At 30.9% G+C, this 23,146-nt stretch carries 26 protein-coding genes and 1 tRNA gene; 5 read left to right on the top strand and 22 right to left on the bottom strand.

Annotation, left to right across the window (positions count from 1 at the left end):
• Position 1: 1 nt before the first annotated feature.
• From DYE58_RS00285 to DYE58_RS00345, 13 genes are all read right to left on the bottom strand, one after another.
• Positions 2-973, bottom strand: coding sequence for an ATP--guanido phosphotransferase (locus DYE58_RS00285; RefSeq protein ID WP_004822383.1), 972 nt, complete (start codon positions 971-973; stop codon positions 2-4).
• Positions 970-1,470 (bottom strand): UvrB/UvrC motif-containing protein, encoded by a 501-nt coding sequence (locus DYE58_RS00290; protein ID WP_004822385.1) that lies wholly within the window; start codon positions 1,468-1,470, stop codon positions 970-972. Before DYE58_RS00290 ends, DYE58_RS00285 begins: the two co-directional genes overlap by 4 nt.
• A gap of 9 nt (positions 1,471-1,479) precedes the next feature.
• Positions 1,480-1,935: a CtsR family transcriptional regulator gene (locus DYE58_RS00295; RefSeq protein ID WP_004822388.1), complete on the bottom strand. Its 456-nt coding sequence runs from the start codon at positions 1,933-1,935 to the stop codon at positions 1,480-1,482.
• 166 nt (positions 1,936-2,101) lie between these two features.
• Positions 2,102-3,145 carry an ABC transporter substrate-binding protein gene (locus DYE58_RS00300; RefSeq protein ID WP_004822390.1) on the bottom strand — a complete coding sequence of 348 codons (1,044 nt, stop codon included), beginning with the start codon at positions 3,143-3,145 and terminating at the stop codon, positions 2,102-2,104.
• Positions 3,146-3,155: 10 nt separating this feature from the next.
• Positions 3,156-3,935 carry an ABC transporter permease gene (locus tag DYE58_RS00305; RefSeq protein WP_004822391.1) on the bottom strand — a complete coding sequence of 260 codons (780 nt, stop codon included), beginning with the start codon at positions 3,933-3,935 and terminating at the stop codon, positions 3,156-3,158.
• A complete protein-coding gene (locus DYE58_RS00310; RefSeq protein ID WP_004822393.1) occupies positions 3,932-4,759 on the bottom strand; it encodes an ABC transporter permease in 828 nt (275 codons plus the stop codon). Before DYE58_RS00310 ends, DYE58_RS00305 begins: the two co-directional genes overlap by 4 nt.
• Positions 4,756-5,787: an ABC transporter ATP-binding protein gene (locus DYE58_RS00315; protein WP_004822394.1), complete on the bottom strand. Its 1,032-nt coding sequence runs from the start codon at positions 5,785-5,787 to the stop codon at positions 4,756-4,758. The genes DYE58_RS00310 and DYE58_RS00315 overlap by 4 nt, the downstream gene beginning before the upstream one ends.
• Before the next feature lie 9 nt (positions 5,788-5,796).
• Positions 5,797-6,327: a helix-turn-helix domain-containing protein gene (locus tag DYE58_RS00320; protein WP_004822395.1), complete on the bottom strand. Its 531-nt coding sequence runs from the start codon at positions 6,325-6,327 to the stop codon at positions 5,797-5,799.
• Between the two features lie 190 nt (positions 6,328-6,517).
• Positions 6,518-7,195: a DNA alkylation repair protein gene (locus tag DYE58_RS00325; RefSeq protein ID WP_040552875.1), complete on the bottom strand. Its 678-nt coding sequence runs from the start codon at positions 7,193-7,195 to the stop codon at positions 6,518-6,520.
• Between the two features lie 72 nt (positions 7,196-7,267).
• Positions 7,268-8,068, bottom strand: a complete 801-nt coding sequence (locus DYE58_RS00330; RefSeq protein WP_004822399.1) for a TPM domain-containing protein — start codon at positions 8,066-8,068, stop codon at positions 7,268-7,270.
• Positions 8,069-8,079: 11 nt separating this feature from the next.
• Positions 8,080-8,634: a LemA family protein gene (locus tag DYE58_RS00335; RefSeq protein ID WP_004822400.1), complete on the bottom strand. Its 555-nt coding sequence runs from the start codon at positions 8,632-8,634 to the stop codon at positions 8,080-8,082.
• Between the two features lie 4 nt (positions 8,635-8,638).
• The gene (gene thiI, locus DYE58_RS00340) at positions 8,639-9,808 is read right to left on the bottom strand and encodes a tRNA uracil 4-sulfurtransferase ThiI (RefSeq protein ID WP_115311901.1); all 1,170 of its coding nucleotides are present in this window, start codon (positions 9,806-9,808) and stop codon (positions 8,639-8,641) included.
• The gene (locus tag DYE58_RS00345; RefSeq protein WP_115311902.1) at positions 9,809-10,954 is read right to left on the bottom strand and encodes a cysteine desulfurase family protein; all 1,146 of its coding nucleotides are present in this window, start codon (positions 10,952-10,954) and stop codon (positions 9,809-9,811) included.
• Positions 10,955-11,026: 72 nt separating this feature from the next.
• On the opposite strand from DYE58_RS00345, the gene DYE58_RS00350 reads away from it, so the two are divergent.
• A complete protein-coding gene (locus DYE58_RS00350) occupies positions 11,027-11,938 on the top strand; it encodes a ribonuclease H-like domain-containing protein (RefSeq protein ID WP_172463305.1) in 912 nt (303 codons plus the stop codon).
• Here the strand turns inward: DYE58_RS00350 and DYE58_RS00355 are convergent.
• Positions 11,931-13,160, bottom strand: coding sequence for an aminopeptidase (locus DYE58_RS00355; protein WP_004822408.1), 1,230 nt, complete (start codon positions 13,158-13,160; stop codon positions 11,931-11,933). The two genes, DYE58_RS00350 and DYE58_RS00355, sit on opposite strands and share 8 nt — an antisense overlap.
• A 77-nt stretch (positions 13,161-13,237) precedes the next feature.
• Between DYE58_RS00355 and deoD the strand changes: the two genes are divergently transcribed.
• Together deoD and DYE58_RS00365 are read left to right on the top strand one after the other, a co-directional pair.
• The gene (gene deoD / locus DYE58_RS00360) at positions 13,238-13,933 is read left to right on the top strand and encodes a purine-nucleoside phosphorylase (RefSeq protein ID WP_004822409.1); all 696 of its coding nucleotides are present in this window, start codon (positions 13,238-13,240) and stop codon (positions 13,931-13,933) included.
• A gap of 8 nt (positions 13,934-13,941) precedes the next feature.
• On the top strand, positions 13,942-14,529 hold the full coding sequence (locus tag DYE58_RS00365; RefSeq protein ID WP_004822410.1) for a helix-hairpin-helix domain-containing protein: 588 nt from the start codon (positions 13,942-13,944) through the stop codon (positions 14,527-14,529).
• A gap of 161 nt (positions 14,530-14,690) precedes the next feature.
• Here the strand turns inward: DYE58_RS00365 and DYE58_RS00370 are convergent.
• The 3 genes from DYE58_RS00370 to DYE58_RS00380 all read right to left on the bottom strand — a co-directional run bounded on the left by DYE58_RS00370 (position 14,691) and on the right by DYE58_RS00380 (position 16,436).
• Positions 14,691-14,767 (bottom strand) — tRNA-His (locus DYE58_RS00370).
• Positions 14,768-14,920: 153 nt separating this feature from the next.
• Positions 14,921-15,436: a GNAT family N-acetyltransferase gene (locus DYE58_RS00375; RefSeq protein WP_004822411.1), complete on the bottom strand. Its 516-nt coding sequence runs from the start codon at positions 15,434-15,436 to the stop codon at positions 14,921-14,923.
• 124 nt (positions 15,437-15,560) lie between these two features.
• Positions 15,561-16,436 (bottom strand): LysR family transcriptional regulator, encoded by an 876-nt coding sequence (locus DYE58_RS00380; protein WP_004822413.1) that lies wholly within the window; start codon positions 16,434-16,436, stop codon positions 15,561-15,563.
• A 121-nt stretch (positions 16,437-16,557) separates the two neighbouring features.
• On the opposite strand from DYE58_RS00380, the gene DYE58_RS00385 reads away from it, so the two are divergent.
• Together DYE58_RS00385 and DYE58_RS00390 are read left to right on the top strand one after the other, a co-directional pair.
• Positions 16,558-17,562: a YeiH family protein gene (locus DYE58_RS00385; RefSeq protein WP_115311904.1), complete on the top strand. Its 1,005-nt coding sequence runs from the start codon at positions 16,558-16,560 to the stop codon at positions 17,560-17,562.
• A 73-nt stretch (positions 17,563-17,635) separates the two neighbouring features.
• Entirely contained in the window at positions 17,636-18,436 is an 801-nt protein-coding gene (locus tag DYE58_RS00390) for a bifunctional 5,10-methylenetetrahydrofolate dehydrogenase/5,10-methenyltetrahydrofolate cyclohydrolase (protein WP_115311905.1), read from the top strand.
• 26 nt (positions 18,437-18,462) lie between these two features.
• Here the strand turns inward: DYE58_RS00390 and DYE58_RS00395 are convergent, their stop codons facing one another.
• The 5 genes from DYE58_RS00395 to DYE58_RS00415 form a co-directional block, all read right to left on the bottom strand.
• Positions 18,463-20,067: a potassium/proton antiporter gene (locus DYE58_RS00395; protein WP_040552879.1), complete on the bottom strand. Its 1,605-nt coding sequence runs from the start codon at positions 20,065-20,067 to the stop codon at positions 18,463-18,465.
• A complete protein-coding gene (locus DYE58_RS00400; RefSeq protein ID WP_115311906.1) occupies positions 20,063-20,806 on the bottom strand; it encodes a metallophosphoesterase in 744 nt (247 codons plus the stop codon). Before DYE58_RS00400 ends, DYE58_RS00395 begins: the two co-directional genes overlap by 5 nt.
• A 40-nt stretch (positions 20,807-20,846) precedes the next feature.
• Positions 20,847-21,584 carry a prolipoprotein diacylglyceryl transferase gene (gene lgt, locus DYE58_RS00405; RefSeq protein WP_115311907.1) on the bottom strand — a complete coding sequence of 246 codons (738 nt, stop codon included), beginning with the start codon at positions 21,582-21,584 and terminating at the stop codon, positions 20,847-20,849.
• A complete protein-coding gene (gene deoC, locus DYE58_RS00410) occupies positions 21,574-22,233 on the bottom strand; it encodes a deoxyribose-phosphate aldolase (RefSeq protein WP_040552881.1) in 660 nt (219 codons plus the stop codon). Before deoC ends, lgt begins: the two co-directional genes overlap by 11 nt.
• A gap of 145 nt (positions 22,234-22,378) precedes the next feature.
• Positions 22,379-23,113 carry a YebC/PmpR family DNA-binding transcriptional regulator gene (locus DYE58_RS00415; RefSeq protein WP_115311908.1) on the bottom strand — a complete coding sequence of 245 codons (735 nt, stop codon included), beginning with the start codon at positions 23,111-23,113 and terminating at the stop codon, positions 22,379-22,381.
• Positions 23,114-23,146 lie beyond the last annotated feature (33 nt).

The following is a 23,146-nucleotide window of genomic DNA, read 5'->3' on the forward strand; positions in this document are numbered from 1 at the left end:
TTTAAAAGACCTCCTTCATCATCTTTCTTACTTCTTTCGCCCTGAGTACATCTCTTGACTTCATATCTAAGAGTGAACCCGTTTGAATTTGTAATCTCCCATTTTTAAACTTTGAAATTGTATCAGCTAAATTCAAATTTATCTTTGGCTTAAAAACAGATAGTTCTATTCCCATAAATAAATCTGACAGCTTTTCTATTACTTCATTTTCACTTATCATTCTACAACAAGATAGTGTACCTAAAGCTCTGTTGGCTATGTCCTCTAATTCAATAGAATGATCTAGATACAAGTTCTTTCTATTTTGTTCTTCCATGTCCACTATCTCTTTAGTTATATTATTGAGTTTATTTATATACTCTTTTTCTGTAATTCCTATTGTTCTATCTGGAGATAATTTTAGTATAGAGTCTATTGAACCTCTTTCACTGTTTAATCTATCAACACGATATCCCAATCTCTTTAAACTTCCTATCAAAGAATCATTCCCAAAATAAGAGGTAGCTGGTAAATGTAGTAAGACACTTGCGCTCATTCCATTCCCACATAGATTAGGATTGGATGTTAAAAAACCAAATTTTTCAGAATATGCAAATTTAACTTTCTCAGCTATAAAATCATCTAATTTATCTGCATTATCATATATTTTCTCCAATTCCAAACCGTCTGACATGCTTTGAATAACAATATGGTCTGAATCATTTAAAAATACATTTGGCTTTTGTGAGCTCGTGTATATTCCTGAAATAAGCTCATTTTTAAAAATATCTCCCGTTGCATTGTAAGATTCATATAGCTTAAGTTTATCTAAAGAATTCATTTCCTTAGTTTTTCTCAACTCATAACCTAAAGGAAATAGTGTTTCAGTAACTTTATTCTCTATTTCTTCTGCTGATTTTATATCTATTTTATCTACAAAATTAAATCCACTTATATTTCTAAAAATTTTAACTTCAGTTTTTAGAACTATCATTTACTCTCCCTTATTTCTTTTATTCTATCCCTAATAATCGCAGCCTTTTCATATTCTTCACTTTCAATAGCTTGTCTTAAACTCGCCTCAAGCTCTTCCTCTTCTCTTCTCATAGATATAGCTATGTCTGCTGATTGTGGAATTTTACCCTTGTGCTTTGAAGCATACTTCAAGTTATTTAACATACTTGAAAGTTCTGAGCTGAAAGTTTCATAACAACTTTCACAACCCAAATGATTTTTCTCAAACTCATCAAATGTAGTCCCACAATTTGGACAAGATTTCTTTATTATTTCTTTATCGAAATTTCCAGTCAACTTAAATAATTCTTTTAAAAAAGAATCTACTTGGCTACTTATAGCTTGATTAAACGTTAAATCCTCTTTCATTTTCTTTTCAGCGCAAGTAGCACATAAATGAACTTCTTCAACATTATTCCCAGACATTTTGGTATATGAAATTATAGCTTCATTTTCTTTACAACTATCACAAAGCATAGCTACCTCCTAACTGAATACTACAAGTATTATATTTTTTAAAATACTTGCTCTAACCTCATTTTTAAAATCTCCACTCATACCAAGAGACCTGTCGCTTATACTTACTTTAATGATTTCATACTCTCTTCTATTGATGTACTCTCTTTTCAAAAGCTCGTCAATTAACTGATCTGCTTTATCTTTTGTGATGGAATTCCCAATTTCATCAATAAAAATTTGTAGTGTTGACTTTTCATTTTCAACCTGAACTCTTACAATCCTTATATATCCTCCTCCACCACGTCTTGACTCAACATAGTATCCCTTATAGGGAGTGAATCTTGTAGTTAAGACATAATTAATTTGTGAAGGCGCACAGTTAAACCTATCCGCAATTAAAGCTCTTTGAATTTCTAAAGTTCCATCTCCATCTTCTAATAATGTATTTATAAATTCTTCAATTGAATTTGATAGTTTTGCCATTTCATCATCCTCTGACCATCTTTGTCTTTTTGATTAAAAAAATTTTTCCCTATTTTTTTTAATTGTTTTAATATCATAGCACTAAACTATGAATTTGTAAAGTTTCGCACTATAATTGTAAGTTTAAATAAAAAGCCAGCTCTCTTGGAAAGCTGACTTTTAATTTTTATTTACTCATTGTAGCTGAAACTTCCGTCCAAACTCTGTCGTAAAGGTCAACATTTTCTCCTAAATCTCTAAATGTTTCTAATTTAGGAAGCTTTGTATAATCTGGATAAGCAACTTCAGATTTTGAAAGTTCTTCCGGTAAAAATTCTTTAACTCCATCAATTGGAGATGTAAAGCCTACTAAATATTCTGCATTTTTAGCTGATATTTCTGGTTTTGACATAAAGTCTATAAATTTTTCAGCAGCTTCTTTATGTTGCGTTCCCTTAGGAATTACAAATGCATCTACCCAAAGATTAGAACCCTCATCTGGAACAACATAATCTAAATCCGGGTTTTCGCTTATCATAAGCGCAGCATCTCCTGAGTACATAACTGCCATAGCTGCTTCACCTTGTACAACAACATCTCTGGCATTATCTGTTAAATATGCTGAAACAAGAGGTTTTTGATCTATTAGAGCTTTTTTAGCTGCTTGTAATTCTTCAGGATTAGTCGAATTTAGAGAATATCCCAATTTTGCAAGTGCAACTGCTATAGAATCTCTTTGTGAATCATACATAATTATTTGACCCTTGTTTGTCACATCCCAAAGATCTGCCCAAGAAGTGATTGGCTTAGCCACCATAGTCTTGTTATAAACTATTCCTAAAGTCCCTGAGAAATAAGGAATGCTATATTCATTTGTAGGATCATATTCAGGATTTTTAAATCGAGCATTTATTTTTTCCGAATTAGATATCTTTGAAAAATCTAATTTTTCAAGTCTATCTTCTTTTATTAGACGTTCTATCATATAATCAGATGGTACTACTACATCATATTGGTCTGCTCCTTGTGTAAGCTTTACATATAAATCTTCATTTGATGCAAATGTATCATACACAACTTTTATACCCGTTTCATTTTCGAACATCTTTATGGTTTCAGGGTCTATATATTCTCCTGCATTGTAAACATTGATGGATTCCTTAGTCCCACCACCACATGCCACTAACATCAGCATAGTCATAATTGAAAGCAATACTAAAACTTTTTTCATTTAACACTCCTTAAAAATTAATATTTTCCCTATTCCCGGGATTCCTATTTATTATTAACAACAATATCAACAATGCGATAAACATTATAGTTGACATTGCATTAATAGACGGATTTATACCTTTTCTCGCCATAGCATATATTGTTATTGATAGATTTGATACACCATGTCCTGTATTAAAATAACTTACTACAAAATCATCAAGTGATAATGTAAATGCCATCAAAGCTCCTGTAACAATTCCCGGTCTTATCTGAGGAATTATAACTTTTGTTATAACTTGTGAGGGCGTAGCTCCCAAGTCAAGTGCAGCTTCTACGGTATTCTTATCCATTTGACCAAGCTTAGGTAAAACAGACAAAATCACATACGGAGTACAAAACACAATATGTGAGATAGTCATTGTTAAAAGACCAAATCTCAAATGTAGAAAACCAAAAAGTCCCATAAGAGAAACCGCTGTTACAATGTCAGGATTCAAAACTGGCAAGTAGTTAACATCTAATAACATACTTTTTTTAAATCCTCTTAACTCATTTATTCCTATTGCGGCAATAGTTCCCAATACAGTTGCGACTACTGTTGCTATTAAAGCTACTATCAAAGTATTTTTTAAAGCTTCTAAGATAGTTGGATCGGTAAATAAATTTTTATACCATCTCAGAGTAAACCCTGCCCACTTACCTTTTAGCTTGGAGTCATTAAAAGAAAATACCATCAATGTAACTATTGGTGCGTATAAAAATATAAAAATTAGAACGAGATAAAACTTATCTATTATTTTTCTCAAAATATATTACCTCCTTCATGATTTTTATCAAATATTTTATTAACTCCCATAATTATCAGAAGTATAAATATCAATATCATTGAAACCGCTGAACCAAATCCCCAATTTCCTGTAAATGAGAATTGTTGGTCAATCAAGTTTCCTATTAGATAAATATTGTGTCCACCAAGTAAGTTTGAAATTACAAATGTTGAAATAGCTGGTATAAATACCATTGTAATTCCCGTATAAACTCCCGGCAAAGACAAAGGCAATATTACCTTTGTGAAAACTTTAAATTTATTTGCCCCTAAGTCACTTGCTGCGTCTAAAAGATTTTTATCTATTTTTAGAAGTATAGTATATATAGGAAGTACCATAAAAGGTAAGAAATTATAAATCATACCTATCATAACAGCATTCATATTGTACATTAAATCAAACGGTCCCAAACCTATTAATGCAAATGCTTTATTTAAAAGTCCATTATTCCCCAAAATAGTAAGCCACGCATAAGTTCTCAACAAAAAGTTCATCCACATTGGAATTATGAATAAAAGTATTACATTCTGTCTTATACTTGGTTTTAAATTAGCTATTATATAAGCTACCGGATAGCCTATCAATAGACAAACTACTGTAGATAAAAGAGCAACTCCTACTGATATTCCCAAAATTTTTAAATACAACGGCTCAAAAAAACTTTTATAATTTGCCAATGAAAATTCAAAATTTTCAAATCCCATTGAAGAACTGCCGTTGAAAGAATACATAAATATAAGAATTATTGGAAAAACTATAAATATTGCAGCCCAGAGTGCATAAACATACGAATATTTTTTCATTTCTCACCCATTACATGTATCAAATCAGGGTCTACACTTATTCCAACATTTGACCCTATCTCTCTACTATCTGTAGATTGAACCAACATTATATAATCCCCAACTTGAACTTCTATATCATAGTGCACACCTTTGAATACTTCTGAAATAACTGTACCATAAATCATACCAGTTTCCGCAAGGTCTATATCTTCAGGTCGAACCACAACTTCAACTTCTTGATTTTTAGAAAATCCAGTGTCGACACAATCAAATACATGTCCTAAGAATTCAACCTTGTAATCTTCTTTCATAACAGCAGAAATAATATTACTTTCTCCGATAAAATCTGCAACAAAAGCGTTCTTTGGCTCATTATATATATCTATAGGAGTTCCGTATTGCTCAATACGTCCTTCATTCATTACCACTATCTTATCTGACATAGAAAGAGCTTCTTCTTGGTCATGAGTTACATATATAAAAGTGATTGCAACTTCTTGTTGAATCTTTTTAAGTTCAACTTGCATTTCTTGTCTTAACTTTAAGTCCAATGCTCCCAAAGGCTCATCTAACAATATTACCTCCGGTTCGTTTACCAATGCTCTTGCAATTGCGATTCTCTGTTGTTGCCCACCACTAAGAGAAGTTATTTTTCTCTTAGAGAAATTAGCTAAGTTCACAATTTTTAATGTCTTTTCCACTTTTTCTTTTATTTCGCTCTCTGGCAACTTTTTAATTCTAAGACCAAAAGCTACATTGTCGAAAACATTTAAATGTGGGAATAATGCATAATTTTGAAATACTGTGTTTATATTTCTTTGATATGGTTCAAGATTAGTTATATCTTTTCCCTCAAATATAACTTGTCCTGATTCAGGAGTTTCAAATCCTCCAATAATTCTAAGAGTGGTTGTCTTTCCACATCCGCTTGGGCCAAGCAATGTCAAAAACTCTCCCTTTACAACTTGCAAATTAAAATCTTTTAAAATTTGCACATCGCCATAACTCTTATTTATATTTTTTAAATTAATTACATATTCGCTCATGAATCCTCCTTAAAAATGTGGCGGAGAGCTCACCATCAATACCTTCGCTAAAGTTTCTCCATTTTCAATATAAAATTCACTATCTGCCTTGAAATAAAAAGTATCTCCTCTCTTTAGTTTGTACTTTTTATCACCAAATATTAATTTTACTTTACCTTTCTCCACATATCCAAATACCTCTCCTTCAAACGGAGGATTCTTTTTGGATACTGCACCTTTTTCTAACTCTATAACAACCGGCTCCATCAAATTTTTCTGTGCATTTGGCACAACCCAGTTAATAACATAATCTTCCTTCTCACTCACAAATTGATCATCAGCCGTAAATACAATTTTTTCTTCCTTATCAGACGAAAAAAATTCAATCGGCGTCGTTCCCAGTGCTTCAAGGATATCAATTAATGTGGCTACTGAGGGAGAAGTTAAGTTTCTCTCAAGTTGAGAAATAAATCCCTTTGTAAGTTCAGACCTGTCTGCAAGTTCTTCTTGAGTCAGCTCTTGTTGAACTCTTAAATTCTTTATCTTACTTCCTATATCCATGTACACCACCACTAAACTTTTTACTTATTTTATTAAATTCATACAATCTTGATTATAATTAATACTGATTTTAAAGTCAATGCAATTTAAAAAATTAATTAAAGAGTTTTATAAATTAAACTTTTAAAAAATTTTTACTCATATTCTATATCGTTTAATTTATTACCTAAGAAATTTCAATCCATATTTATTATTTAATTTTTAATAGTCTTAAATAGTCTTTCTGCTCTTTTGTTATCCTTAAACTCTCACAAGCTTTTTGTATAGTTTTGTTATGCACCCAGCTATCCAATTTTTTATCTTCAATATATACGATTGTCTCATCCCATCTTTTTGCCAATGCAGTTGCAAAAAACCACGCTATCATCATATTCACATAGTACTCTTCAGAATGAATTCTACTTATAATTTCTAAATACTCCACTTCAAAATCTTCATCTAAATAATGTGACATCAACATACCTATTCCAAATCTACAAGTGTATGTATCATCTGAAGCTGCCCACAATTTTATTTTTTCGATTAAGCTCATTTTATTTTTCTTAAAATTTTTCGGAGATAAAATATCACACACAGCCCAATTATCTATATGTTTTAAAAACTTTTCTATTAATTCTACACACATTTCATAATCTTTTAACTCAGATAATATTAGGCTATGTAACATATTTTCATCATAGTACTTATGTGGCAAATCATCTAAAAAATCTAAATATGTATTTTTCTTTACCAATTCTTTAGCAAATTTACGAAGCTCTGGAACTCTAACCCCTATAAAAAGTTCTCGTTCTACTGTCGGCACCAATTTACTTTGAAACTCAGCATACTTTAAATCTTGCAATTTAAATAATTCATTTACTATATTCATAGCTTTCTCCTTTTTGTCATCATTCAAAAAGACAGTAAGATTTTTCTCACTGTCTTTTGTTTCAATTCAATTTTACCAGCTTCCACTGGAGCCTCCGCCGCCTGAAGAGCCTCCGCCACCTCTGAATCCTCCGAATCCACCAGATGAGCTTCCGCCTCCAAAACCACCAAAACCTCCTGAACCGCCAAACGGTCCAAAATATGGTGGGAAGAAAATATCTATATCTCTTCTGCGTCGTCTGCCATTTCTTCCGCCACCTGAGAACATTGATGTTATAACCATCACTATTATAATTATTCTTATAATATCTTCTATGTTAATACCATCTTCTTGAACTCTCTGTTGTGGTCTATTGGCACTTGAAATTTTAACGTTATATTCTTGTTCATAGTAAGCTATTAATTGATTAAACCCTTCTATAAGCCCACTCTCATAGCCACCTTTTGATTTCATTAGCTCTATAATTTGTCTTGCATATATATCAGGTACAAATCCTTCCGAGCCATATCCCGTTTCTATTCTAACTTTTTTGTCTTTTACTGCCAATAACATCAAAGTGCCATTCTTCTTATCTTTGTCTCCTATTTTAAGTTGACTAAATAACTCTACTGCATACTCTTCAATGTCATTATCACCAAGACTATTTACTATTACCACAGGTATTTGACCACCTGTTTTTTCTTGTAAATCTTGATTGATATAGTTTATATATCTTATATTGTCTTCACTTAAAACTCCAACTTCATCATACACATACCCATTAAACTGACTGGCTTTAGGTATTTCACTACGTGCAATTACATTATCTGTAAATACACCAATAGCCAAGAAAAGAATAAAGAGTAAAACTTTCACTCCAACTTTTCTTTTCACTTGCTCACCTCTTAAAATGAAACTTCAGGAGCGTTTTGTTCTGCAGGTGCTGCTTCAAAATAATCTTTTTGAGAGAATCCCAACATTCCTGCAAACAAATTCATTGGGAATTGTCTAACTGTTAAGTTAAATTCTTTTACAGCTCCATTGTATCTTTGTCTTTCCACTGCAATTCTGTTTTCTGTTCCTTCTAATTGTGCTTGAAGATTTAAAAAGTTTTTATCTGCTTTTAGTTCAGGATAAGCTTCAACAACCACATTTATATCTCCTATCGCTGAAGTTAAATTTTGTTCTGCTTTAGAAAGTTCGGCTGGTGTACGAGCTTCATTAACTGTGTTTCTTGCTTGAATTACTTTTTCAAAAGTTTCTTGCTCGTGTTTTGCATATCCCTTAACTGTATTTACTAAATTAGGTATTAAGTCAGCCCTTCTCTTTACTACAACTTGAACTTGAGAAAATGCCGAGTCAACATCATTATCAAGTTTAACTAATTTGTTATATTTAGGTATTGCCATTGCTGCTATTACAACTACTAACAAAATTAATATTCCAACTATTTTTTTCATCTAATCAGTCCTCCTGTTTTATCGTGATTATTTCTAATTCACTCATCGCTTCTTGAACAAGTTCTTCAATTTGAAGCTTTGATTCTGATTTTTCTATTCCTTTGCGTGTAGGTCTTAGCTTAGGATGTTTTGGTAAAAACACACTACAACAGTCTTCAAATGGCATTATGGACGTTTCATAAGTTCCTATGCTTTCAGATATTTCTATTATATCTACCTTGTCCATTCCTATAAGAGGTCTGAAGACAACTCTATCCGGTATAGCATTTGTAACGTTTAATCCACCTATTGTCTGAGATGCAACTTGTCCTAAATTTTCTCCTGTTATTATGGAATCATACTCATACTTTTTAGAAATTTCTTCAGCAATTCTCATCATAAATCTACGTGATAAGATTGTCATCTCATCTTCAGGACAATTTTTATTTATTGCCTTTTGTATATTTAAAAGATTACATGAATACATTCTAATAGTTCCAGTATATTGTCCCAATATTTTAGCAAGTTTTTGAACTTTTTCTTCTGCTCTTTCTGATGTGAAAGGATATGAATGGAAATGAACTGCGTCCACACAAACTCCTCTCTTTGCCATCATATATCCTGCAACTGGAGAATCTATACCCCCTGACAACAATAGTAGTCCTCTTCCATTTGTTCCAATTGGCAGTCCACCTGTCCCCTTATATCTGTGTGAATATAAATATATTGACTCTTTTACATCACAATATATATAAAAGTCCGGATTGTGAACATCAACTTTGTAATCTGTGTTCTTTAAAACTATTCCACCTATCATTAAATTTAAATCTGCCGATTTAGTTTCAAATCTCTTATCAGACCTTTTAGCTTTGGCTTTAAAAGTCTTATACCCTTTTTCAGCTTGGTCATTCGCAACAGCTAAAACAGCTTTTTCAAAGTCTTCCATATTTCTGTCTATCTTCCAAGTTGGTGTTATATAGACTATACCAAAGATATTTTTTACTTTTTTTATTATCTCATCTATGTCTTCTTCATTACAATTTATATATATCTTTCCAAAATCTCTATACACAGACACGTTTTGAAAATTCTTAGTTAGCTTCTTTACCTGACCTATTATTTTATTTATAAAAGTCTTTCTATTATCTCCCTTTAGCATAACTTCGCCCAAGGACAAGCTTATCAATTTTTCCATTTATCTCACCATTATTTCTCTTAATTCATTTACATACTCTTTAAACTTTTCAAAAAATTCATCTATTTCTTCCAATGTATTATCTTTTGAAAAACATATTCTAACCGTTCCTTCAATATATTTAGGCTCCAATTTTATAGCTTCTAATACATGACTTCTCCCAGTACCGTTTGAAGTACACGCTGAAGCTACTGAAATATATATTTGATCTCTTTCTAAAGAATGTAGGAGAACTTCCCCTCTTGTATTCAAAACTGATACAGACAATATGTTATTTACGCCTTTGTCTGTTGAGTTTATCTTTACATCTTCAATTTCATTCAGTCTATCTATAAGTCTATCTCTACAAGCTTTTATAGACTCTTGCTCTCTTTTGAAATTCTTTACAACCATTTCAGCCGCAACGCCAAATCCCAATATGCCTGGTACATTTTCCGTACCACTTCTCATACCACTTTCTTGTCCACCGCCTATTACCATAGGGTCAATCTTAATGCCATTTTTCAAATAAAGTGCACCTATTCCCTTTGGACCATAGATTTTATGTGCAGAGATTGAATAGCTATCACAACCTATATCGTGAAGATTTACTTCTAACTTTCCAACCGCTTGAACTCCATCAACGTGAACAAAAATTTGTCTATTTATTTTTTTAATTTTAGAAATCAATTCTTTTACAGGATTAACAGAGCCAATCTCATTATTTACATGAAATAAACTGACTAAAAAAGTATCTTCATCAATAGCATTTAACAGTTCAGTTTCATCTACTATTCCATTTACATCAACGCCAACTTCAACAAGCTCAATTCCCAACTCTTTCATCTTTCTAAGTTGAAACAAAACTGAAGAGTGTTCAAGTTTCGTAGTGATGACTTTTTTATGTCTTTTTATATTCTTTTTTATAAAACCTTGTATAGCTATATTGCTACTTTCAGTCCCGCCTGATGTAAAGTAAATTTCATTTTCATCTGCTCCGAATGAATCCGCAATTTTCTTTCTGGCCGTACTTATTTCTTTTTCAATTTTTAATCCAAAACTATGAAGGCTTGAAGGGTTTGCATATCCCTCTCTAAGCGCGCTGACCATTGTCTCTATTACTTCATCTCTTGGCTTTGTAGTAGCACAGTTGTCTAAATATATCATAAATACACTTCCTATAAATTTTATCTTATATTATTATATTCTATAAAGAAAGTAATTAAAAGGATGGGACTAATGAATAGTTATAGTGAAACAATTAAAATTTCAGATTTTACAAAAAAATATTTTAAAGACTACACTCTTTTAAAAATTGAAACTACAGGCTTATCTAAATTTACAGATTCTGTCTTTATGGTGGCAACTTTAGATGTAAACTCAGGCTTATTAAATATAAACTACATTTCTAATTTAAAAGATGAAATTGAATTAATAAATAATATTTCTACTAAAAATTTAATAACATTTAGTGGAAACAGTTTTGATTTGGCATTTATCGAAGAAAAGCTTAAATTTTATAAGATGAGCTTTGCTCCAGAAAATAATTTTGATTTACATGAGTATCTAAAAAATTTCAATTTTATTTTAAATCTCAACTCTCTAAAACAAAAAGAAATAGAAAAATATTTGGGATTAGTGCGTCCAAAGTATATATCCGGTTTTAAAATTGCAAACTCAATTAAACAATATTTAATTTCTCAAGACTCTGATAAATTATCCGAAGTAATTCAACACGCAAAAGATAGCTTAATCTATCTTGAAAAATCTCTAACTATTGTTGAACAGATAGAAGATAATATAAATTTCAAAATTCAAGATTATGATTTTAGAATTGAAACACTAGAGTTTAAAAACAATTTTTTAACTATCTTAGGTCAAACTAGTTTTAAAAAAGATTTAGAAATAAATTCTTTCTATCATTCTATAAAAGTTTCAAAAAATAATTTCAAGCTGACTATTGAAGTTAAGGACGGCAAATATTCAGATGATGAACTTGTTTTTTATGTGCTAAATAAAAATGATGAGCTAACAAATCTTTCAAAGATTTTAAGCCCACCACAAATTCATTTGCTATATTATAAAACACCACTTTGGGAAAATATATTGTCTTTAGCCAAATACTATCTAAACTCTCTACTAGCTATATGACAAAATTTCCATCCTTGAAGATTTGAACTACTTCATCTCCCTTATGAGCTGTTATATCAGTAGTCGCATCTCCTATCATAAAATCTACGTGTACTAGAGAATCATTTGCGCCCGCATTTATAAGTTCATCATCGCTCATGATGTCCCCATCCTTTATGCTAGTTGGATAAGCCTTACCAAGAGCTAAATGGCATGCTGCATTTTCATCATATAAAGTCTCAAAGAATAATATTCCTGAATTTGAAATTGGAGAATCATAAGGAACGAGTGCAACCTCACCAATTCTTGAAGCCCCTTCATCTGTTTCCAAAAGATTCTTCAAAGTTTCATATCCCTCTTTAGCGTCAAAGTCTATTACTTTTCCATTTTCAAATTTTAAATAAAACTCATCAATTAAGTTTCCATTGTAATTTAAAGGTTTTGTAGAATAAACTATTCCATCAACACCTTCTCTGTGAGGTAGAGAAAAAACTTCTTCTGTAGGTATATTAGCTACAAATTCTTCGCCTGTTTTCGCATACTCACTTGCTCCTGCAAAAATATATCCCTTTGGAAGTTTAACTTTTAAATCAGTACCTTTTTCAGATTTAAAATGTAACATCTCAAATTCATTTTCATTTAAGAAGTTTGACCACTTTTTCAAATTATTAATATGCTCTTCCCAGGCTTTTTCAGGCTCTTCCAAATCAACTCTTGTAGTTTTGAAAATAGCATCCCACAATTTTTCAACAGCTTCATCATCACTCAATTCAGGATATACAGACTTAGCCCATTCAACAGTTGGTGCCCCAACTACAATCCAAGAAGTTTCGCTATTCATCATTCTCTTGTCGACTTCTTTTAAAGCTTTTGACCTTGCCATAATAGCTTTTTGTAGTTTGTCGGAATCAACACCCTTTAATCCATTTGGGTCAGAGCCTATAACTTTTACATACTTAGCCTTGTTGTCCAACAAATATAATTGCTCATCTATTACATAATCCGGTACAGTTGTCAAAACTTCTAAAGGAGATTTTTGATATTTTAATTTTGTAAATTTTTGGTCATTATAGTGAATTTTTACATCCGTTGCTCCAGCTGCATAAGCTTCCTCAGCTATATGTCTTAAAAATTCATAATTAACAACCTCTCCCGAAATTGAAACCATGTCACCTTGTTTAACTTTTATCCCCATATTTATTATTAACTTTGCATATTTTTCCAAATTTTTTTCGAATGTCATTAAATCACCTCATATTGATTATATCATATTGCCTCTACTACTTTAATATTATAAAATACCTCTAAGGAGATGATTTTATGACACCACATATAAACGCAAAAGAAAATGCATTCGCAAAAACTGTATTAATGCCCGGAGACCCTTTAAGAGCAAAATTCATAGCTGAAAACTATTTGGAAAACGTATCTCTAGTTACTGATGTAAGAAATATGTTTGGATATACCGGAGAATATAAGGGAAATAAAATTTCTGTAATGGGTAGTGGAATGGGAATTCCATCTATCGGTATATATGCTTATGAACTATTTAAATTTTATGGTGTTGAAAACATTGTAAGAGTTGGTTCTTGTGGAGCTTATTCAAAAGACTTAAATTTGTACGATATAATTCTTGCACAAGGAGCCTGTACTAATTCTGCCTTCCAAGAAAATTATAAACTTCCTGGAACTTTTAGTGCTATAGCAGATTTTGATTTACTACTATCAGCTTACAACAATGCTAAAAATTTAGGAATTACAGTTCACGTTGGAAATGTACTTTCATCAGATGTATTCTATCAAGATGATGTAGATGCGTGGAAAAAATGGCAATCAATGAAAGTTTTGGCAGTTGAGATGGAATCCTACGCACTTTATGCAATAGCTGCCAACTTAGGTAAAAAAACTCTTACAATTCTAACAGTTTCTGACTCATTAATTACTCACGAAGAGACAACTGCTGAAGAAAGACAAACCTCTTTTACAAAGATGATGGAAATCGCACTTAACCTATAGGTGTTGAAATGGACTTTAAAAAAAATAAAATTTTAATTGGTTTGCTTGTCGTTGTAGCAATGTTTGCAGCTAAAATATATGTTGATGTAAATTCAGACTTTAAATATCACCCTAATCTTTTAGTAGATAATTCTGACGAAATTTCTGATGAAGAATCTGAGCCTATACAAGAAGAAATACCTAATGAAGAAATTTATGTACACGTTGCAGGCCGTGTTAAAAGTCCAGGTCTTGTAAAACTTCCTCCAGAATCAAGAGTTATTGACGCAGTTAACGCTTGTGGTGGAATGTTTGATGATGCAGATATAAATAATATTAATTTAGCAAAAAAAGTATCTGATGAAGATAGAATTTATATTCCATATATTGGTGAAGTAGAAGAATCAAGCTCAAGTAGCAGTGGTCTTGGAAAGATAAATATAAACACAGCTTCTAAAGAAGATTTAATTAAATTGCCAAATGTCGGTGAAAAAACAGCTCAGAGTATTATAAAGTATCGTGAAAAAAATCAATTCAAAAAAATTGAGGACATTATGAACGTTCCAGGTATTGGAGAAAAAACTTTTGAATCGCTACAAGATTCTATTTCTGTTTAATATTAGGGCTCTTTAAATTATGGAGTCCTAATTCAATATATATATTATCTCCTAAAAGTTTTATTATTAAAAAAGATATATAAATATAATTGGAATTTTAAGCAAAAAAATAATGACTCAAATAAGCCATTCAAAAACATTTTAAACTGTTTTAAATTTTATGGGGTGGATAGTGGGATTCGAACCCACGATCTCAAGTGCCACAAACTCGCGCCCTAACCAACTAGGCCATATCCACCAAAACCGATAACAATATAATAACAAAATTTAATAAAGATGTCAAATGTTTTTTATTCAAATTAACACTTACCTTTTATTCATAGTTTGAATGGAAGATTGAATAATCCCACACAAATGAATAATATTATCTTTCTTTATTCATTTGTTGAGCTTAAATCATTATATCTTCATTTTTGTAAATAAACATAACTTCTCTTAATTCTTTTCCTCCAATATTATCAACCATATAATTGTCTGTTTCTATAAACCCATTTCTTTTATAAAACTTTTTTGCCAAATAATTATCCTCTAAAACCCAAAGTAACAATTTACTATATCCTAGTTTGTATAACTCTTTGGTTACATACTTTAGTATTTTATTACCATAACCTTTCCCTATATATTCCGGAAGTATATAAAAAGAAATAATTTCCCCATAAGAGAAGTACTCCCGAAATCTCGACTTAGAAAAACTCATAGTCCCAATATATTTACCATCTTCAATACATACAACAGTGCTCCAATCAGGGAAATCAAATATTGGTATCCACTTACCTTTTTCAATTGAATCAAGAAATTCTTGAGGAATTATATTTTTATATGCATATCTCCAACTTTTCTCATATATTTCACTGATTTCCATTTTATTGTCAGATTCATTTATATATCTAATTTCCAAATATTTCACTCCTCCATATAAAAAATTATGTATAATTATTTAATATTCTTCAATCATCCAAATATTAATTTATTTTATAATTTACTATTAACTTATGGACTATCTAATTTTAAAATAGTTTATATAGGTTTTGCTACTCTCCTTTTAATATTTCAAATAAATTTTCGTAATAATCAGAATAAAAACTTCCCTCTTTCCATAAAAATGTAAAGTCATGCTCTGCTCTAAAATCTGTTAAAAGTATTTCTCTCAAATTTCCATTTTTTATTTCTTTTTCTACTACAGACTCATATAAAAATGAAATACCCAAACCATTTTCAACTAATGCTTTAATTGTATTCAAGTTCCCAATTTCTGATATGTTTTTGAAATCATCTATTGAGTAGTTCATTCCTCTGAGCGTTCTATCTAATACCTCTCTTGTTCCCGAACCTTCTTCTCTTATAAAAAGCCAATTATCAAATATCTCTTTAACTTCAACATTATCTTTATCCATATAATTTTTAGAGCAAACTGGTATCAATCTATCTTTTTTAAATACCTTACTTTGATAGGAGTTTATTTTAAAATAGCCTTCGATTATTGCAAAATCAATTTTTCCAGTGTCCAACAATTCTAAAAGTTTTTGAGTGTTTTCTACTACCATTCTAAGTGACAATTCAGACTCTTTCGAAATTATTTTTGTAAGTATTGGAGACATTACATATTCTCCAATAGAGAGTGTTGTCCCAAAGTTAAGTCTAATCTTACTTCTATTGTGACTTAAATAGTCTTTAAAATGCTCTATATCATTGGTCATAGAGCTAATTAAATTCAAGAGTAGTCTTCCTTCTTCTGTTAAAATTACTTTCTTACCTTGAAACCTAAATAAATCAATTCCATATTCTTCTTCTATGGCCTTTATATGATTTGAAACAGCAGGTTGTGTTATGTTTAACTCTTTTGATGCTTGAGTAAAATTCAAAGTCTTACAAACTGCCATAAACGTGTTCATTTTATAATCTATCATTGTGCACCTATATACCTTCAATAAATTTTTCTTATGCAAGTATAACATATTATAATTTTATTTTTAATAGTATTATTTGTATAATAAATTTGAATTTATTTTTAGATAGGAGTTGGAAAAAATGAAAAAATTTCCAGGTATTTTTTTATGTTTTATAATAGCGCTCGTTTGTACTTTTTTAGGCGGAAAATATCCGCTTATAGGTGGCGCAGTGTTTGCAATCTTAGTTGGTATGTTAATCAGTTTGTTTTATAAAGAAAAAAATTCTACTCAACTAGGTATCAAATTTACTTCAAAGTACATATTACAATTGGCAGTCGTATTTTTAGGTTTTGGAATGAATTTATCTGATGTAATTAAAGTTGGAGCTACTTCTCTACCAATAATTATATCTACTATCCTAACTTCTTTAATAGTAGCTTATATATTACAAAAAGTTTTAAGAATTCAATCTAATACCGCAATTTTAGTTGGTGTTGGTTCATCAATTTGTGGTGGTTCTGCAATTGCTGCTACTGCTCCAGTTATTGAAGCTGAAGATGAAGAAATAGCAAAGGCAATCTCTGTAATATTTTTATTCAATATACTTGCAGCACTTATCTTCCCAAGCTTTGGAGAATACTTAGGTCTATCCAACAATGGCTTTGGACTTTTTGCAGGTACTGCAATCAATGACACTTCATCTGTAACTGCCGCGGCAACTGTTTGGGACGGAATACACGCAGGTGCCAACACTCTTGAAACTGCCACAATAGTTAAACTTACAAGAACTTTAGCTATCATACCAATAGTTTTAACTCTTGCTTTTATCAGATTAAAAAAAGAAAAGAACTCTAACAGTTCTGTAAGTATAAAAAAGATTTTCCCATACTTCGTATTATTCTTTATTCTTGCTAGTATAGTAACTACAGTTTCAATACAAATGGGAGCTTCACATGCATTTTTTAAACCGCTAAAGACTTTATCTAAGTTTTTTATCACTATGGCTATGGCGGGCATTGGTCTTAGCACTGACATTGTGAATATTATAAAAACCGGTGGTAAAGCTATAATCCTCGGCTTCTGTTGTTGGTCGGCTATTACAACAGTTAGTTTATTAATTCAAAACTTAATGCACTTGGTTTAATCCTTCTCAATTGAAGGATTTTTTTATTGACATAACGCTTATGCTTTGGAACAATATTATATAGAGGTGACCAATGACCAAAATATTATACTCAAAACCTCTATATGAGGAAAAACTTAAAACTTTAAAAAAATATTCTACTTCAAATAGTAAGCTTGCAATTCTTAGATTAGAAGAAAATTTTGGAAACAACGCTTATTTAAAGGGTATTAAATCTACAGCTTCCAAAGTAAATTTAGATGTCGTTGTCGTAGATACTACTCCTGAAAAAGCTTATTCTGATCTTGAAAAACTAAATGATGATTCATCTGTTACTGGTATTTTGATTTTTAGACCTATACCAACTTCAGTTGATGAAGATAAGTTAGACCGCTTAATCGCACCTGAAAAAGATGTAGATTGTATGAATCCAATTAATAAAGCTAAATTATATTCAGGTGATACATCAGGTTTTATTCCACTTGCGCCTAAGGCTTCAATTGAACTCATTGACTACTATGGAATAGATGTCGAGTCCAAAAATTGTTTGATAATTAACCATTCAAATGTAGTTGGAAAACCACTTGCAATGTTACTTTTAAATAGGTTTGCTACTGTTGAGATAGCTCATATAAAAACAAAGAATCTAAAAGAGCATACCTTAAAAGCGGATATAATATTCACTGCTGTTGGTAAAAGTGAATTCTTAGATTCAACCTACTTTAGAGAAGATGCAATAGTAATTGACATTGCAATAACAAAAAATGCTGATGGCAGATTTACTGGAGATTTAAACTCCACTGATGTCCAAGACAAGATTCAAGCTTATAGTCCTGTACCAAATGGTGTTGGTGGGCTTACAAACTTACTCTTAATAGAAAGTGTAATTAAATAATTTTCATTAACAAAAAAGGGCCCAAATTATTTTTTAATTTGAGCCTTTTTCTTATTTTGCTTTAAAATTACAACTTTATCTCCTTCTAAAAGATAAGTTTCTCCATTCGGTACTATTATTTTGTTACCTGAAGTTTGTAACATTACTATTAACTGCTTTTCCTTAAATTCTAATTCTTTAATCTTCTTTCCAACCCACTTATGTCCTTTAGATAAAGTCATTTCTATAAGATTAGAACCTGTCCTATCAAAATAACTTTTTCCGCCTAAAACTATAATGTCCCCTTCTTTTATTAAAGTCTCTCCGTTTGGAACTATAGTTTTTCCTTCTCTTTCTATCTTTGCAACTATCACATTAAAAGTTAAGTTGAAATCTTTAAGTGGAATATTATTCCATTTTGATCCCTTTTCTATCTTAGTTTGTATAAAACCTATATCCGACTTGTCTTGATAAAAATTAAAATTTTTAAGTACTGTATCAGTATATTCAAGCATCTTTAATTTTTTAGATACTAACGGCATCAATGAACCCTGTATAAAAGATGACAAAAGACATATTACAAAAACTATGTGAAATATATCTATGGAAATCTTCACTTTGCTATTTACAACCATTATTGCAAATGCAATTGCTGCTGCTCCTCTAAGACCTGCAATTGAAATTATACTTATCTGATTATTCTTCAAATTAAAAGGTTTCATAAGTGCAAATACACTTGCCGGTCTTGCAACAAATGTTATGAACAACATTATAATCAAAGCTACTGGAAAAACTGAAATTAAATGTCTCACATTACATAAAAGACCTAACAAAAAGAAGAGTCCTATTTGAACTAAACCTCCAAGCCCGTCATAGAAAAATACAACATCTCTCTTTTTAAGAAATTGTTGATTGCCTAAATATATTCCATATAAATAAATAGCTAAGTATCCATTTCCTCCAATTAAAACCGCCACAGAATAAGTCGCTATCATAGTTGCTGCTATAAATACTGTAAACAATCCGTCTTCATCAAAATGTATTCTATCTATTAAATTTTTTACAACTACTCCAAAACCAAAACCTACTAAAATTCCAAAGCCTACTTGTTTTAAAACTATAATTGGAACTGCAATTTGTTGCCCTGCTATTAATGAAATATAAACAAATGTCATTGTATAAGCTGTAGGGTCATTAGAGCCGCTTTCAAGTTCTAAAAGTGGTGCTGTAGAGTATTTAAAATTTAAGTTTTTTGATACCAATATAGATGAAACGCTGGCGTAGTCTGTAGAAGCTATAACAGAGCCTAAGAGCATTGCCTCTAACATTTTAAACTTCAGTATATAGTGACAAAAAAGCCCCGTAAATATCGCCGTTAAAAAGACTCCAATTGTACTTAAAACAGCACTCTCTTTCCAAACAGGCTTGCCCATATTCCAATTTGTACTAAACCCACCATAGAACATTATAATCATAAGCGACAATGTGGCTATATTATTTGAAATTTCAAAATTGTTAAATTTAAATCCCATTAAATTAAATGCTATTCCCAGAAAAATGAACAGCAACAACGATGGAACGCCTGAAAAATTAGATATTCTAACTGCGAACAGTGCAAGTAATAAAACTACCGCTACTAATAAAAGATTAATACATATCTCCTCCTATAGTTCCTTGAGTATAAGATACTCTATCTAAAATTCTAAGGTATATACTTTGTCCAAGGCCTGAATCTATATATAAAATAGTTTCTCCTATCTTATATAAACCCATTGAATATTTTGGAAAAAGTTTGGGCCCATGGTCTAATACTTGACCTAAAAAAGGTAATCTCACTTGTCCACCATGTTTATGACCACTTAATACCAAATCGTATGGTCTTACCTTTTCTAAAAATTGTTTTGGACTATGTACCAATAATATATTATAGTCCTCATAATCTTTATCTAAGTTATTTCCTCTAAACTCTTCTCCAAATATTTTAATTTTTTTCTCTCCACTCATTAGTAAATATGAACTGTTTTTTAAATTTAAAATCCCATAATTTGCTAACAAATTGTCTATACTGACTAGATTATTTTCAAATTCATGATTCCCCGATACAAAAAAGCATTTATACTTTGAAACAATTTCAAATAATTTTTCAATTCTATGAGTATTTTTTGTATTTCTTGAAATTATATCTCCCGTTAGAAATATAACTTCAGGATTGAACTCACAAATACTTTTTTCTAATTTCTTTAAATCAATCAGTTTATTATCATGAAAATCTGAAATTTGTACAAACTTAAAATTATTTATTTTTTCACTCTTTACATTTATCTCTTTTATTTTTATTTTTGCCACTTGAAAATATAGATAAATAAATATTAATAAAATTAAAATTTTCATGTTTATATTATACCATCTTTGAATTGAAAAAAGAGAAAGGTCATTTAGCCTTTCTCTTTGAATAAACAATAAATAAAATTGATGTAGCAACTATTAACAAGCTCACTATTTGTGAAACTCTCATTCCCATAAAATACAGAGAGTCTGTTCTCATTCCCTCTATTACAAATCTGCCAAGCCCATAGATGATTCCGTACGTTGCAAAAATTTGACCGTCAAATTTCTTTTTGTTATATAGGAAAAAATATAAAAATATAAAAATTCCCACATCTAATATGGACTCATATAGAAAAGTTGGGTGTACTTTAACTCCATCAATCATAATTCCCCATGGAACATCTGTTGGTGCACCATGAGCTTCTTGATTTACAAAATTCCCCCATCTTCCAATACCTTGTGCAAGAGCTAATCCAGGGGCTATAACATCTGCCAATTTAAAAAACTTTACACCCTTTATTTTGCTATAAAATATTCCAACTACTATTCCGGTAATTATACCACCGTAAATTGCAAGTCCACCATTTCTTATAGCTATAATTTCTGAAGGGTTTTGTAAATAATAGTCTAAATTAAAAATTACGTAGTACGCTCTAGCTCCTATGATTCCAAGTAATAGAGCAGACATAGCATAGTCATATATTATGTCGTCTTTAAAGCCCTCTCTCTTACCCAGTTTATTAGCTATGGTTATGGCAAGTAAAGCACCAGTCGCTATTAATATGCCATACCACATTACATCTATTCCGAAGATATTAAAAGCTACAGGGTTAATTTGCATTTCTTGCCCTATATTCTTCTATAATTTGAATACCAGCGCTTACGCCCAATCTATCTGCTCCAGCTTCTATCATTTTCAATGCTGTATCTAAATCTCTTATACCTCCTGAAGCTTTAACGTACATCTCTCCAACCGTTTCTTTCATAAGTTTAACATCTTCAACAGTTGCTCCGCCTGAATTAAATCCTGTAGAAGTTTTTACGAAATCTGCCCCAGCTTCTTTGGCTAATTGACAAACTTTTACAATTTCTTCTTTCGTTAAAAGACAAGTTTCAATAATTACTTTTACAGTTTTCCCATTAGCAGCTTTTACGACTTCTGCTATATCTTCTTTAACTAAATCATATTCTTTTGATTTTAAGAAACCTACATTTATTACCATGTCAACTTCATCTGCACCATTTTTCACTGCATCTGCTGTTTCAAATACCTTTGAAGCTGTTGTAGTGGCTCCTAGATCAAAACCTATTACAGTACAAACTTTTACATCAGTATTTTCAAGTTCTTTAGCTGCTAAAGATACCCAAGCTGGATTTATACATACTGAGCAAAAATCATATTGCTTAGCTTCTTCAATTAACTTTAAAACTGCTTCTTTTGGAGCCTCTGGCTTTAACAATGTGTGGTCAATATACTTATTTAGATTCATAAATTCATCTCCATTCATTCTTTAAACAAAATTCTTAACTACCTAATCTAATATTTTTAAAACTTATTACAAACTATGCAATAAGCTTTTTATTATAAAAGTACTGCCTTTAAACAAGTACCCAATAATTACAAAATAAATCTAATTATTCTTCTTCAGGTCTATTCCAGTTAGTATAGACTTCTTGAACATCATCATTATCTTCTAATACATCTATCATCTTTTCCATATTTTTTATATCATCTGGATTTGTAAGTGTACTATAATTTTGAGGAATATAAGTTATGTCCGATTGAACAAAATCATATCCCGCCTCTTCAAGAGCACTTCTAACCTTATGATAATCTTCAACTGCAGTTATTATTTCATAAGCATCTTCTTCTTCAACAACATCTTCTGCACCAGCATCAATTGCCACCATCATCAACTCATCACCATCTATATTATCCGATAAGACAACTATCTGTCCCTTTTTATCAAACATAAATGATACACTACCAGGAGTTCCTAAATTTCCACCATACTTATCAAAAGCATGTCTAATATCTGGAGCTGTTCTATTTCTATTATCAGTTAAGCAGTTTACTAATACTGCAATTCCACTTGGACCATAACCTTCGTAAGTAATTTCTTCAAAGCTTTCAGCACTATCCTCTCCAGAACCTTTTTTAATTGCTCTTTCAATATTATCATTAGGCATATTCTCAGCTTTCGCTTTATCAATAGCAACTTTTAACTGTGGATTATAGTCAGGATCCGGACCGCCCTCCTTAACTGCTACCATTATATATTTCCCAAGTTTAGTAAATATTCTACCTCTCTTGGCATCTTCTTTACCTTTTTTTTGCTTTATATTATGCCATTTAGAATGTCCTGACATCTTTACCCTCCTTAATTTACTATTCTAATTTTA

The organism is Peptoniphilus indolicus, assembly GCF_900454665.1.
GTDB lineage: Bacteria > Bacillota > Clostridia > Tissierellales > Peptoniphilaceae > Peptoniphilus > Peptoniphilus indolicus.

Excerpts from the sequence above, each read along its gene's own strand:
- DYE58_RS00285 (WP_004822383.1), bottom strand. The coding sequence starts at position 973 with ATGATAGTTCTAAAAACTGAAGTTAAAATTTTTAGAAATATAAGTGGA.
- DYE58_RS00290 (WP_004822385.1), bottom strand. The coding sequence starts at position 1,470 with ATGCTTTGTGATAGTTGTAAAGAAAATGAAGCTATAATTTCATATACC.
- DYE58_RS00295 (WP_004822388.1), bottom strand. The coding sequence starts at position 1,935 with ATGGCAAAACTATCAAATTCAATTGAAGAATTTATAAATACATTATTA.
- DYE58_RS00300 (WP_004822390.1), bottom strand. The coding sequence starts at position 3,145 with ATGAAAAAAGTTTTAGTATTGCTTTCAATTATGACTATGCTGATGTTA.
- DYE58_RS00310 (WP_004822393.1), bottom strand. The coding sequence starts at position 4,759 with ATGAAAAAATATTCGTATGTTTATGCACTCTGGGCTGCAATATTTATA.
- DYE58_RS00315 (WP_004822394.1), bottom strand. The coding sequence starts at position 5,787 with ATGAGCGAATATGTAATTAATTTAAAAAATATAAATAAGAGTTATGGC.
- DYE58_RS00320 (WP_004822395.1), bottom strand. The coding sequence starts at position 6,327 with ATGGATATAGGAAGTAAGATAAAGAATTTAAGAGTTCAACAAGAGCTG.
- DYE58_RS00325 (WP_040552875.1), bottom strand. The coding sequence starts at position 7,195 with ATGAATATAGTAAATGAATTATTTAAATTGCAAGATTTAAAGTATGCT.
- DYE58_RS00335 (WP_004822400.1), bottom strand. The coding sequence starts at position 8,634 with ATGAAAAAAATAGTTGGAATATTAATTTTGTTAGTAGTTGTAATAGCA.
- thiI (WP_115311901.1), bottom strand. The coding sequence starts at position 9,808 with ATGGAAAAATTGATAAGCTTGTCCTTGGGCGAAGTTATGCTAAAGGGA.
- DYE58_RS00345 (WP_115311902.1), bottom strand. The coding sequence starts at position 10,954 with ATGATATATTTAGACAACTGTGCTACTACAAAGCCAAGAGATGAAGTA.
- DYE58_RS00350 (WP_172463305.1), top strand. The coding sequence starts at position 11,027 with ATGAATAGTTATAGTGAAACAATTAAAATTTCAGATTTTACAAAAAAA.
- DYE58_RS00355 (WP_004822408.1), bottom strand. The coding sequence starts at position 13,160 with ATGACATTCGAAAAAAATTTGGAAAAATATGCAAAGTTAATAATAAAT.
- deoD (WP_004822409.1), top strand. The coding sequence starts at position 13,238 with ATGACACCACATATAAACGCAAAAGAAAATGCATTCGCAAAAACTGTA.
- DYE58_RS00365 (WP_004822410.1), top strand. The coding sequence starts at position 13,942 with ATGGACTTTAAAAAAAATAAAATTTTAATTGGTTTGCTTGTCGTTGTA.
- DYE58_RS00380 (WP_004822413.1), bottom strand. The coding sequence starts at position 16,436 with ATGATAGATTATAAAATGAACACGTTTATGGCAGTTTGTAAGACTTTG.
- DYE58_RS00385 (WP_115311904.1), top strand. The coding sequence starts at position 16,558 with ATGAAAAAATTTCCAGGTATTTTTTTATGTTTTATAATAGCGCTCGTT.
- DYE58_RS00390 (WP_115311905.1), top strand. The coding sequence starts at position 17,636 with ATGACCAAAATATTATACTCAAAACCTCTATATGAGGAAAAACTTAAA.
- DYE58_RS00400 (WP_115311906.1), bottom strand. The coding sequence starts at position 20,806 with ATGAAAATTTTAATTTTATTAATATTTATTTATCTATATTTTCAAGTG.
- lgt (WP_115311907.1), bottom strand. The coding sequence starts at position 21,584 with ATGCAAATTAACCCTGTAGCTTTTAATATCTTCGGAATAGATGTAATG.
- deoC (WP_040552881.1), bottom strand. The coding sequence starts at position 22,233 with ATGAATCTAAATAAGTATATTGACCACACATTGTTAAAGCCAGAGGCT.
- DYE58_RS00415 (WP_115311908.1), bottom strand. The coding sequence starts at position 23,113 with ATGTCAGGACATTCTAAATGGCATAATATAAAGCAAAAAAAAGGTAAA.